At 70.9% G+C, this 11,968-nt stretch carries 11 protein-coding genes; 4 read left to right on the forward strand and 7 right to left on the reverse strand.

What is annotated here, in order from left to right; translation table 11 throughout:
• The first annotated feature begins 31 nt into the window (after nt 1–31).
• Nucleotides 32–238 carry a hypothetical protein gene (locus O3W51_RS31510; RefSeq protein ID WP_138353785.1) on the forward strand — a complete coding sequence of 69 codons (207 nt, stop codon included), beginning with the start codon at nt 32–34 and terminating at the stop codon, nt 236–238.
• Here O3W51_RS31510 and O3W51_RS31515 read toward each other — a convergent pair.
• Entirely contained in the window at nt 205–978 is a 774-nt protein-coding gene (locus tag O3W51_RS31515) for a site-2 protease family protein (RefSeq protein ID WP_138353784.1), read from the reverse strand. The genes O3W51_RS31510 and O3W51_RS31515 overlap by 34 nt on opposite strands.
• 68 nt (nt 979–1,046) lie before the next feature.
• Between O3W51_RS31515 and O3W51_RS31520 the strand changes: the two genes are divergently transcribed.
• Nucleotides 1,047–4,406: an AfsR/SARP family transcriptional regulator gene (locus O3W51_RS31520; RefSeq protein ID WP_198357981.1), complete on the forward strand. Its 3,360-nt coding sequence runs from the start codon at nt 1,047–1,049 to the stop codon at nt 4,404–4,406.
• Between the two features lie 37 nt (nt 4,407–4,443).
• Here the strand turns inward: O3W51_RS31520 and O3W51_RS31525 are convergent, their stop codons facing one another.
• The 6 genes from O3W51_RS31525 to panB all read right to left on the reverse strand — a co-directional run bounded on the left by O3W51_RS31525 (nt 4,444) and on the right by panB (nt 9,383).
• The gene (locus tag O3W51_RS31525; protein WP_138353782.1) at nt 4,444–5,274 is read right to left on the reverse strand and encodes an ABC transporter permease; all 831 of its coding nucleotides are present in this window, start codon (nt 5,272–5,274) and stop codon (nt 4,444–4,446) included.
• Nucleotides 5,271–6,338 carry an ATP-binding cassette domain-containing protein gene (locus O3W51_RS31530; RefSeq protein WP_138353781.1) on the reverse strand — a complete coding sequence of 356 codons (1,068 nt, stop codon included), beginning with the start codon at nt 6,336–6,338 and terminating at the stop codon, nt 5,271–5,273. The genes O3W51_RS31525 and O3W51_RS31530 overlap by 4 nt, the downstream gene beginning before the upstream one ends.
• A 119-nt stretch (nt 6,339–6,457) precedes the next feature.
• Nucleotides 6,458–7,252, reverse strand: coding sequence for an anti-sigma factor family protein (locus tag O3W51_RS31535; RefSeq protein ID WP_138353780.1), 795 nt, complete (start codon nt 7,250–7,252; stop codon nt 6,458–6,460).
• Nucleotides 7,249–7,842, reverse strand: coding sequence for a sigma-70 family RNA polymerase sigma factor (locus O3W51_RS31540; RefSeq protein ID WP_381586789.1), 594 nt, complete (start codon nt 7,840–7,842; stop codon nt 7,249–7,251). The genes O3W51_RS31535 and O3W51_RS31540 overlap by 4 nt, the downstream gene beginning before the upstream one ends.
• Nucleotides 7,842–8,393: a hypothetical protein gene (locus tag O3W51_RS31545; protein ID WP_138353778.1), complete on the reverse strand. Its 552-nt coding sequence runs from the start codon at nt 8,391–8,393 to the stop codon at nt 7,842–7,844. The genes O3W51_RS31540 and O3W51_RS31545 overlap by 1 nt, the downstream gene beginning before the upstream one ends.
• A gap of 126 nt (nt 8,394–8,519) precedes the next feature.
• The gene (panB, locus tag O3W51_RS31550; protein WP_138353777.1) at nt 8,520–9,383 is read right to left on the reverse strand and encodes a 3-methyl-2-oxobutanoate hydroxymethyltransferase; all 864 of its coding nucleotides are present in this window, start codon (nt 9,381–9,383) and stop codon (nt 8,520–8,522) included.
• Between the two features lie 160 nt (nt 9,384–9,543).
• Here panB and O3W51_RS31555 point away from each other — a divergent pair, with 160 nt between their 5' ends.
• Nucleotides 9,544–11,136, forward strand: coding sequence for an MFS transporter (locus O3W51_RS31555; protein ID WP_138353776.1), 1,593 nt, complete (start codon nt 9,544–9,546; stop codon nt 11,134–11,136).
• Nucleotides 11,133–11,735 (forward strand): TetR/AcrR family transcriptional regulator C-terminal ligand-binding domain-containing protein, encoded by a 603-nt coding sequence (locus O3W51_RS31560; RefSeq protein ID WP_138353775.1) that lies wholly within the window; start codon nt 11,133–11,135, stop codon nt 11,733–11,735. Before O3W51_RS31555 ends, O3W51_RS31560 begins: the two co-directional genes overlap by 4 nt.
• The last annotated feature ends 233 nt before the right edge of the window (nt 11,736–11,968 follow it).

An 11,968-nucleotide genomic window follows, 5' to 3' on the forward strand; every position in this document is an offset into this window, starting at 1 on the left:
GTCACCGGTTTCCGGACAGGAGCTCCTCCCCATGCCCCGCCTTGCCGTCTACGCCCTCGCCGTGTTCCTGCTCACGGTCGCCGCGGCCGTCGTCTCCTTCGCGAACGGCAGCTGGACCGGCATCGTCTGGGTCCTGCTGGCCGGCCTGTCCAGCAACATGTGCTGGTACTACGTGCGCAAGGCGAAGGCCGACGCCAGGGCCGCTCAGTCGGAGACCCAGAACCTGAAGAGCGTGTAGCCGTACCTGGTCGCGCCCTCCGGGACGTCGAACCAGCCCATCACGGTGTAGACGAAGTCGAAGAACGCCACGTTCACCTCGGGGATCCACAGACACCCGAAGACCGCCAGCAGACCGAACTGCGCGAACGGCTCCACCTGCCGGCGGAAGTTGTACGACAGCCACGGCTCGATGATCCCGTAGCCGTCGAGCCCGGGTACCGGCAGCAGGTTCAGCACCGCCGCCGTCACCTGGAGCATCGCCAGGAACGCGAACGCCGCCAGGAAGCCGACCGGCCAGGAGTCCGTCGCGCCGAAGGCGAACGGCAGCATCAGGACGATCGCGAAGAGCACGTTCATCAGCGGCCCGGCCGCCGAGATCAGACTGTGCTTCCAGCGCCCCTGGATCCGGCCCCGCTCGATGAAGACCGCGCCGCCGGGCAGCCCGATCCCGCCCATGATCACGAAGAGCACCGGCAGCACGATGCTGAGCAGCGCGTGGGTGTACTTCAGCGGGTTGAGGGTCAGATAGCCCTTGGCACCTATCGTGATGTCCCCGCTGTGCAGCGCCGTGCGGGCGTGGGCGTACTCGTGCAGGCACAGCGAGACGACCCACCCGGAGACCACGAAGAGGAAGACGGCGAAGCCGGGGCTCGACGAGAAGCCGGACCACACCGCCCAGCCCGATACGGCCATGACCGCCGCGATCCCCAGGAAGATCGGGCTGACCCGGTGGTCACTGCGGGTATCTGTGCTGCTCATACGGGGATCATGTCGCCGGGCGGCCGTAATTTACAAGCCTGTCCCGTGATTGAGGGCAAGATGGGGGCGTGCGTTACGCGATCCTCGGCACCACTCAGGCATTCCGCGACGACGGAACCCCCGTCCCGCTCGCGGGGCTGCGCCTGCGCGCGCTGCTGACCGCGCTGGCCCTGCGCCCCGGGCGGCTGATAACCGCGGAGGCCCTGATCGACGAACTGTGGGCCGACGATCCGCCGGCGAACGCGTCCGGCGCGCTCCAGGCGCTGGTCGCGCGGCTGCGCCGGGCCATCGGCCATGACGCCATCGGTTCCGCCGACGGCGGGTACCGGCTGTGCGCCGCCCCCGAGGCGGTCGACGCGCACCGCTTCGAGCGGCTGGTGGACGAGGGCGGCCGGGCGCTGGCCGACGGCGACCCGGTGAAGGCCTCCGATCTGCTGGAGGACGCCCTCGCGCTGTGGCGGGGAGCGGCGTTCGCCGATCTGCCCGACCGGGACACGCTCGCGGTGCGCTGCGAGGAACTGCGGCTGGAGGCGGTCCGGCTGCGCCTCACCGCGGGGCTCGCGCTCGGCCGCGCGGCACAGCAGCTGCCCGAACTCGCCGGGCTCGCCGCCGCCCATCCGCTCAACGAATCGCTCCGCGCCCTGCACATCCGGGCGTTGCGCGATGCGGGCCGCACCGCCGACGCGCTCACCGCGTACGAGGACGTCCGCCGCGACCTGGCCGACGAGCTGGGCACCGACCCGAGCGCCGAACTGCGCGCGCTGCACACCGAACTGCTGAACCCGGCGCCGGACGGTGCTCAGGAACCGCCGTTCACCGCCGGTGCCGAGCCCGCTCCCGAGCCGCCGTCCGCGCCCGTCGCCCGCCGCTCCGGCAACGCCCGCGCCCGGCTCACCAGCTTCGTCGGCCGGGCGGCCGACCTCGTGTCGATCCGCGAGGACCTGGCCGCGGCCCGGCTGGTCACCCTCACCGGCCCCGGCGGGACCGGCAAGACCCGGCTGTCGCAGGAGACGGGCGACCTGCTCCGCGACCGCTGGCCCGACGGCGTCTGGTACGCGGAACTCGCACCGGTCAGCGATGCGCGGACGGTGCCCGAGGCGGTGCTCACCTCGCTCGGTCTGCGCGAGACGCTGCTGCACCCGACCAGCGCGACGGAGCAGGCGCTGCAGGCGGAGGGCAAGACCAAGGACCCGGCCAGGATGCTCGCGGAGTACTGCGTGAGCCGCAGCCTGCTGCTGGTGCTCGACAACTGCGAACACGTCATCGGCGCGGCGGCCGCCCTCGCGGAACAGCTCCTCGCGCACTGCCCGGACGTCACCATCCTCGCCACCAGCCGCGAACCGCTGGGCGTCCCCGGTGAACGGGTCAGGCCGCTGGACCCGCTGCCGGACCCGTTCGCGCTGCGGCTGCTCGCCGACCGCGGCGCCGCCGCCCGGCCCGGGTTCACGGTGGAGGACGATCCGGTCGCGTGCGTCGAACTGTGCCGCCGGCTCGACGGGCTGCCGCTCGCCATCGAACTGGCCGCCGCCCGGCTGCGCAGCCTCACCCCGCGCCAGCTCGCCAACCGGCTCGACGACCGGTTCCGGCTCCTCACCGGCGGCAGCAGGACCGTACTGCCGCGCCAGCAGACGCTGCGCGCGGTCGTCGACTGGAGCTGGGACCTGCTGGACCCGGCGGAACGGACCCTGCTGCGCCGGCTGGCGGTCTTCGCGGGCGGCTGGACGCTGGAGGCCGTCGAGGAGGTGTGCTCCGGTGACGGGATCGACGCCGCCGACGCCGCGGCCCTGCTCGGTTCGCTCGTCGACAAGTCGCTGGTCCTCGCCGACCTCACCGACGACGGCGCCCGCTACCGGATGCTGGAGACCATCGGCGAGTACGCGGCCGAGCGGCTCGACGAGTCGGGTGAGCGCGCGGCGGTCGAGCGCCGCCATCTCCGCTGCTTCCGCGAGTACATCCGCACCACCGACCCCAAGCTGCGCGGCGCCGACCAACTGCTCTGGCTGGCACGGGTGGAGCGCGAGCACGAGAACCTGCGGGTCGCGCTCCGCCGTGCCGTCGAGCTGGGCGACGAGCAGGAGGCACTGCAACTCGTGCTGTGCTGCGGCTGGTTCTGGGAGATGCGCAACTACCACACCGAGCAGCTGACCTGGCCGGCCGCGGTGTCGGCGCTGGGACCCGACCCCTTCGACGAACCGCCCCTGCTGGAACCGGTGGAGCACGGCCCGCTGGAGACGCCGCCGCCGATGGGCCCGGCGCAGCTCGACGAGGCACGGCGCTGGGTGCGGATGATGCAACTCGTCGCCAACGACGCGGACATGGAGAACCGCTGGGGCGAGCCCGACGTGGCCAGGGCCGGCCGGGCGATCATCGAGGCCTATCCGCCGCATCTGCCGCAGACGGCCCGGCGGCCGGGACTGATGAGCCCCTTCGCGGCCTTCCTGTCCGGGGACTTCGAGCGGCTGCCGGAGCTGGCGGACAACCTGGTGCGGAGTTGCCGGGAGTTCGGCGGGCCCTGGGAGCTGGCGTTCGCGCTGCAGATCCGCGCCAAGATGCTCAACGACGTGTCCGAGAAGCTCGAACAGTCGATGGCCGACGTACGGGAGAGCCGGGAGCTCTTCCGGCAGGTCGGCGACCGCTGGGGGATGGCCGAGGCGCTCGCCGCCGAGGCCGAGGCGACCGCGAACGGGGGTCAGTGGGAGCGCTCGGCCGAGTGCTGCCGTGAGGCGATCGGGCTGGCCCGGGAGCTGGGTTCGTATCAGCAGGTGCCGCTCCTCAAGGTGCGGCTCGCCGACATGATCATCAACATCGGGGACGTCGAGGCGGGCGAGGCGATGCTCCGGGGGGCGATCGAGGACGCCGACGAGCTCGGTCCCGTCGCGGGCGGCTCCGCCTTCTACGGACGGGTCCTGCTCTGCGCGCTGCTCGCCCGCCGGGGCGAACTCGACGAGGGCCACGCCCTCGTCGACCGGATGCTGGCCGTCCCGCCGACCGGCGTCCCGATGTTCGTCCAGGGAATGCTGCGCGGGATCAAGGGCTGGCTGACCTGCCGCAGCGGCGACCCCGAAGGGGGCATGGTGCTCCTGCGGCAGGGGCTCGACGAGCTGAGCAGCAGCGTGCTGACCGAGGTCATCGCCCCGCGGATCGGCATGCTGCTGATTCCGGTGGCGGTGACGATCCTGGTCGCCCAGGCGTCCGCCGCACCCACCCCGCAGGTCAAGGAGACGATGGCGGCCCGGGCCGCCACCATGCTCGGCGCGCACGACCGGCTGCGGCCCACCGTCCCCTCCCCGCTGGAGAAGCTGGAACTGGCGGAGGGCCAGCGGGATCTGCGGGCGCTGATCGGCGACGCCGCGTACGAGACGGCATACGCGGAGGGCGATGGCCTCTCCGCTCTGGAGACCATCGCCCTGATGCGTGACGGGGACTGACACGGAGGCCGGTCCTGACCGGGCCGGCGGGTGCCGGTCAGGTCTTGTTGCGGAACTTCCGGACGGCCAGCGGCGCCGTCACCAGCGTGATGCCGACCGACCAGGCCAGGGTGACCAGGACCGAGTGGGCGACGGGCCCGCCGTTCATCAGGTTCCGGGCGGAGTCCGCCAGGTTGGACAGCGGATTGACATCGGTGAAGCTCTGCAGCCAGCCCGGCATCGTCGTCGTCGGTGCGAAGATCGACGATCCGAACTGCAGCGGCATCAGGACGAGCATGGCCACCCCCTGTACGGCCTGCGCGGTCTTCATCGTCAGCCCGAGCAGGATGAAGATCCACATGAGTGAGGCTCCGAAGACCATCGAGAGCGCGACCGCGGCCAGCAGATGGAACACGGACGTCGAGATCGACAGGCCCAGGATGAATCCCATGACCAGCAGAATCGTGGTGGCGACCAGCATCCGGCCGATCTCCACGATGATCTTGGCGATCAGCACCGAGGAGCGGGCGATCGGCATGGTGCGGAAGCGGTCCATCACACCGGTGCTGAAGTCCTGGTTGACGCCGGTGCCGACGGCCATCGAGATGTTCATGCCCATCATCGCCATCAGGCCGGGGATCACGTAGTTCACGTAGTCCTGCTGATGGCCCTTGCCGGAGATCGCGCCGCCGAAGACGAAGACGAACAGCAGCGTGAAGATGATCGGCATCAGCACGGCGTCGAACATCGACTCCGGGTCTTCCTTGATCTGCAGCATGTTGCGGCGCGCGAGCGCCCCGATGTGCCGCAGATTGGCCCGGAACCCTATCCGGCCCTCATGGGACTGCGCCTTGGCGGGCGCGGTGGTGGTGATGACTGCGGCGCTCATGCCGCTACCCCCTGTTCTGCGTCGGACTTCTCGGTGGCGGACCCGGACTGCTCGCCGGAAACGGACTGCCCGGCGCTGCCGGGCTGCCCGTCCTGGTCCGGCTTCTGGCCGGTGATGGAGAGGAACACCTCGTCCAGGCTGGGGAGATGGGTCCCTATCCCGGCGATGCCGAAACCGCGGGTGCCCAGCAACCCGACCACCGCGGTCAGCTGCTCGTCGCTGAGGATCGGCACATTGAGCACGCCCTCCTCGCGGTCGACGGTGGAGCCGGCCACCCCGTCCAGCCCCGCGTCCGCGAGCGCCGCCGACATCGCGGGCAGCGTCACCGTGTCGATCGGCCGGATCTGCAGGGTCCGCCCGCCGACCTTGGCCTTGAGCTCGTCCACCCGGCCGTTGGCGATCACCCGGCCGCGGTCGATGACCGTCAGCTCGTCGGCGAGCTGCTCGGCCTCCTCCATGTACTGCGTGGTCAGCAGGACCGTCGCGCCCTCGGCGACCATCCGCTTGACCTCGGCCCACACCTCGTTGCGGGTGCGCGGGTCCAGGCCCGTCGTCGGCTCGTCCAGATAGAGCACCGACGGATTGCCGATCATGGAGGCCGCCAGGTCCAGCCGGCGCCGCATACCGCCGGAGTACCCGCTCGCCGGCCGCTTGGACGCCTCGGTGAGCGAGAACCGCTCCAGCAGCCCGTCGGCGCGGGACCGCGCGTCCTTGCGGGACAGATCGAGCAGCCGCCCGATCATGTAGAGGTTCTCCCAGCCGGAGAGCTTCTCGTCCACCGAGGCGTACTGCCCGGTCAGACCGATCACCCGGCGCAGCTGCCGCGGCTGCTTGAGTACGTCGTACCCGGCGACCCGGGCACTGCCCGCGTCCGGCTGGATCAGGGTGGACAGCACCCGTACCAGCGTCGTCTTCCCGGCCCCGTTCGGTCCCAGCACACCGAGCACGGTGCCCTGCCGAACGTCGAGGTCGACACCGTCCAGGGCCTTCGTCTCGCCATAGTGCTTGACCAGCCCCCGTACCTCGACGGCGGCGCCCAACTTGTCACTCTGTCGCGTCGTCATGCGTCAACAATGGCGGGCCCCGCTGACAGCGGACCGACACGCCACCGACACCGCCCCCACCGGGCTGACACGACGATCACACGGCGATGACACGGTGATCGGCCGGCGACCGCCGGCCGTCACGCGGTCGGAACGGAGACCAGGTGCTGCCCGGTGGAGGTGACGACGTCGAAGCCGGTGATGTCGGCGGGGGAGAGGCCTGCCGCACCCTGGACGGTGAGCGGTTCCGGCTGCGCGGTGGTGCCGTACCCGGCCGACGGAACCGACCAGGTGGCGACGGTCTGCCGGCTGCCGTCCCGGCCCACGGCCACCAGACTGCAGGTCAGCGGGCCGTTGACACCGGACAGCTTGAGATCGACCTGGGTGCCCCACTTCTTGCCGGTGACGCCGACCGTGGCACTGGCCCCGGTCGCCGGGTCGCCCGCCGTGAATTGCGCGGCGGCCGCCGGCGGCGCCCCGCTGTCCTGCTGGGTGACGAGGACCGCGACGGCCGAGCCGCCGAGGGCCAGCACTCCGCAGGCCGCCAGCGCGAGCACCAGCCGCCGGCCGCGGCCGGGCCGCCGCCTGGGACGGTGCGTCGCGATCTGCTGGGCCGGCTGTACGGTCCGCTGGGCGTAGGGCTGCGCGGCGGGATCGGGGAACGGCTGCGGGAACGGCTGCCCCGCCGGTCGCGCGGACGTCGCGCCGGACGGCCACTCCCGCACGGGCTCCGGTACGCCGCCGCTCTGCCGCAGCTCACCGAGGAGCGGTACGAGTCCGCTCAGCTCGTCCAGCTGCCGTCCGCACTCCTCGCAGCCCGCGAGGTGCTGCTCGAAGCGCGTCATCGCGTCGTCGTCCAGCGCGCCGATGAGGTAGGCGCCGACGTCCAGGTGCGGGTCGGGGGGTGCCCCCGGTCCGGGTGCGTACTCCGTCATGAGGTGGTCACCCCTCTCTCCTCCAGTGCGTTCCTGAGCGCCCGCAGGGCGTAGAACACCCTTGAGCGCACCGTGCCGGGCGGTACGCCCAGCTCGTCCGCCGCCTCGGTCACCGTACGACCCGCGAAATACGTCTCGATCAGCACCTGCCGGTGCGCCTCGGTCAGATCGCCGAGTGCGTCGGAGATCGTCATGAGCCGCAGCGACCGGTCGAGTTCGTCCTCGGCGGGCAGCAGGTCGAGCGCGGCCGGCGGCGCTTCGGGCGGACGGGACTGCCGGCTGCGATGGCCGTCGATCACGATACGTCGCGCGACCGTCACCAGCCAGGGCCGCAGCGAGCGAGCCGCCGGATCCAGCCGTCCCGCGCTCTTCCAGGCCCGCAGCAGCGTCTCCTGGACGACGTCCTCCGCCAGATACCGGTCACCACCCACCAGGTTCAGCACAAAGCCCAGCAGCGCGCCCGCGTGTTCGCGGTACAGCGCGCGCATGAATTCCTCTTCCGGGAGCGGCCCGGTGGGATCCCCGTCCACGGCGGCATCCTGTCGTACCCGGCGCCGCGGCGCGAGTGTCGGCGATGAGTGGTTCTGCATCAGTACCCGTTCGACCCGGTATCGGACGGTGTGGGCGTCTGCGCCGCACCGCCGGCCTTGGTGCCGTCGGGGGCCACCGCGAACCAGGTGCCGCCGACGCCCTGACCGTGCGTGTCGCCGGCCTTGGCGTCACCGCTGTAGCGGTAGAGCGGCCAGCCGCCGAGGGTGGCCTGCTTGCTGCCGTCGGCGCGGGTGACGGTGCCCACGAGGTTCTGGTCGACGCCCTTGACCGCGGTGTCCGACACCGCGGCGACGGGCGGCCAGATGGCCGCGCACTGTCCGGCGCAGTTGGACGTCGGCGGAGCGGCCTTGTCCTTGTCGAACCGGTAGAGCGTGAAGCCCTGCGCGTCCGTGACGATCGCGCCGAGCTTGGCGTCCTGCGCGGCCGCCAGCCCCGCGCCGGCGTTGGTCGACGCGGACGCGGCCGGGGGAGGCGGGGTGGTGTCGCCACTGCTGCCGGAATTCGAGGATCCGCATGCGCTGAGTGCCAGCAGTGCCGCGGCGGCGAAAGCTCCGGCCGCCGCCGTTCTGCTGGTGAGGGTGATAGGCATGATGACTTCCCGTACTGTGCGGGGTTCGCCGCCGCTGGCGGCGCTCACCCTGTAGTACGCATCCCGGGCCCGGACGACTCACCCGCCGGCGAACGAGTCGTCCGGATCCGGAACGGCTCCGCCCTGCTAGTGGAAGCTGTGCTCCTCGGCCGGGTACGCCCCGCCGGTCACGTCCTCGGCGAACGCCTTCGCCGCGTCACCCAGCGCCGAGCGCAGCTGCGCGTACTGCTTGACGAAGCGCGGCACGCGGTCGCCGGTCATGCCCGCCATGTCGGTCCACACCAGCACCTGGGCGTCGCACTCCGGCCCGGCGCCGATGCCGATGGTCGGGATGTGCAGCGACCGGGTGACCTCGGCGGCCAGTCCGGCCGGCACCAGCTCCAGGACGACCGCGAAGGCGCCCGCGTCCTGCGCCGCCTTGGCGTCGCGCAGCAGCTGGTGGGCGGCCTCGTCGCCGCGGCCCTGGACCCGGTAGCCCATGGCGTTGACGGACTGCGGGGTCAGTCCCAGGTGCGACATGACCGGGATACCGGACTGCACGATCAGCTCGGTCTGGGCCAGCGAGCGCTCGCCGCCCTCCAGCTTGACCGCCTGCACCCCGGCCTCCTTGACCAGCCGGGTCGCGCTGCGCAGCGCCTGGACCGGGCCTTCCTGGTAGGAGCCGAACGTGAGGTCGCCGACGATCAGGGCACGGCTGGTGCCGCGCACGACGGCTGCGGCCAGCATCGTCATCTGGTCCATGGTGACCGGGACGGTGGTGTCGTAGCCCAGGTGACAGTTGCCCATCGAGTCGCCGACCAGCAGCACCGGGATCCCGGCCTCGTCGAAGACGGAGGCGGTCACCGCGTCGTAGGCGGTGAGCATGGGCCACTTCTCGCCACGGTCCTTGGCGGCGGTGATGTCGCGGACGGTGATGCGGCGCGTGCCCGTGCCCCCGTACAGCGCGCGGACGCTGTCGGATTGCTTCTGGGCAGCCGGAATCTGCGTCATTGCAACGGCTCCTTCAGTCATCTCGAGGCACCCTGACGGCGTCCCCGGATCCCTTCCATGCTGGCACGTGCGGCCGCCTACGCAAAGAGCCCCCCTGTTTTTACCCCTGCTTTACGATACGAGACGGTCCCGTATCGGAAATGCGGGCTAGCGTGGAGCCATGTCCATACCCTCGAGTCAGTCCCGAGCCATCCCCGAGGCGATCCACCGCCGCCGGTGGGCGATCCTCACCGTTCTGCTGTTCAGTCTCCTGGTGGTGGTGCTGGACAACTCGATCCTCAATGTGGCGATGAAGACGATCGCCCAGCCCGCCCCCACCGGCCTCGGGGCGACCCAGAGCCAGCTCGAGTGGGCGATCAACTCCTACACCCTGGTCTTCGCCGGGCTGCTGTTCACCGCGGGTCTGCTGGGTGACCGGCTGGGCCGCAAGAAGGTGCTGCTCTTCGGCATGCTCGTCTTCGGCATCGGCTCCGCGCTCTCCGCGGTGTCCGACTCGTCGGGGCAGCTCATCGCCTTCCGTGCGCTGATGGGCTTCGGTGGCGCGTTCATCATGCCCGCGACCCTCGCGATCATCATGAACGTCTTCGAGCGCGACGAGCAGCCCAAGGCCATCGGCATCTGGACCGGTGTGGTCGGGCTGGCCATCGCGATCGGCCCGATCACCGGCGGTGCGCTGCTGGAGCACTTCTGGTGGGGCTCTGTCTTCCTGATCAACGTGCCGATCGTGGCCGTCGCCCTGGTCGCGATGGTGATCCTGGTGCCCGACTCGAAGGACCCCGACCCGGGCCGTCTGGACCCCGTCGGCGTGCTGCTCTCCGTCGTCGGCCTGGTCGTGCTGATCTACGGCATCATCAAGGGCGGCCAGCTCGGTGACTTCACCCGGCCCCAGGTCTGGCTGACGATACTGGCCGGCCTCGTGGTGATCGCCGGCTTCGTGGTCTATGAGAAGCGCAGCGACCACCCCGCCTTCGACGTCAACTACTTCCGCAACCGGCAGTTCTCGGCGTCGGTCGCCGCCATCGGCCTGGTCTTCTTCGCGCTCATGGGCGTGACGTTCTTCGTCGTCTTCTACACGCAGAGCGTGCGCGGCTACAGCGCCCTGGAGTCCGGCGTGCTGCTGCTGCCGCTGGCCGCCGCCCAGATGATCTTCGCGCCGCGCGCCCGGCTGGTCGTCGACCGGTTCGGCCCGCGTGCGGTGTGCGCGGCCGGGCTGGGGCTGACGGCCGTCGCGTTCCTCGGCTTCCTGCTGCTCGACCAGGACACCCCGATCTGGATCCTGGAAGTGATCTTCTTCCTGATGGGTACGGCGATGGCACACGTCATGCCGCCCGCCACCGTCATGATCATGTCGTCGCTGCCGCGGGAGAAGGCCGGCTCCGGATCCGCCGTCAACAACACCTTCCGGCAGGTCGGCGGCGCGCTCGGGGTGGCCATCCTCGGCTCGCTGCTCTCCACCACCTACCGGGACGGCATCGACAGCCACCTCTCCGGTGTCCCGGCGCCCGCCCGGCACGCGGCCGGTGAGTCCATCCAGGCGACGCTCGGCGTCGCGGAGAACATGGGGCCCGCGGGCAAGGCCCTCGTCCAGCCCGCCAACAACGCCTTCATCCACGCCATGCACATCACCGCGATCGGGTCCGCGTCCGTCGCGGTCGTCGGCACCCTCGTGGTGCTGGCCTTCCTGCCGCGCAAGGACGCCGTGCCCGAGCAAGGCGGAGAGCGGGCTCCGGAGGCGGTCGGAGCGGAGCGATGAGCGACGCCGGTACCGACGCCGTACCGCGCGGCCGCCCGCGCAGCGCCGCCGCCGACAGCGCGATCACCGAGACGGTGCTCCGGCTGCTGGAGGAGGGCGTCACGATCGGCGAGCTGTCCATCGAGGGCATCGCCCGTGACGCCGGGGTCGGCAAGGCCACCGTCTACCGGCGTTGGCCGGGCAAGAACGCGCTGTTGATGGACGTACTGAACTCGATCGACGAGCCGACGCCCGAACTGGCGGGCACCTCGGTACGGGACGACCTGGTCACCATGATCGACGCCATCCGGCGGCGCGGTCTGGCCAAGCGCTCCTCGGCCGTGATGCGCAACATCCTCCTGCAGTTCCAGCAGGTCCCCGAGTTGTGGAAGCAGTACCACGACACCGTGATCGTCACCCGGCGCGACGCCATGCTCGCGGTGCTGGAGCGCGGGGTGCGAACCGGCGAGATCCGTGCGGGACTCGACCTGGAACTGCTCGGCGACATCTTCGCCGGCCCGATGCTGAGCCGGGCCATGATGCGGCCGGGCGCGTCGCTGGAGGACGGTCTCTCGGAGCTGATCGTCGATACGGTCCTGGAGGGCGCGCGCCCGCGTTGACCGCGTTGACCGATATGTACGCGTCTTGTCACAGGGGAAGGGGCGGCGGGTTCCGGTGGAACCCCCCGCCCCTTCCGGCCCGTCGGTTCTTATGTCGATCCCTTAGCTTGAAATTTAACCTTTGTGGCCTTTAAGGCGATTGCGTTCAGTGATGCTCTCGGGGCGTCTGGTCGTTTTGCCCACATCGTGGCGGGTGGCGGGATGGCGGTTCTTCGAGCCGACTGGACGGCCTG

Source organism: Streptomyces sp. H39-C1, assembly GCF_027158125.1.
Classification (GTDB): Bacteria; Actinomycetota; Actinomycetes; order Streptomycetales; family Streptomycetaceae; genus Actinacidiphila; species Actinacidiphila fildesensis.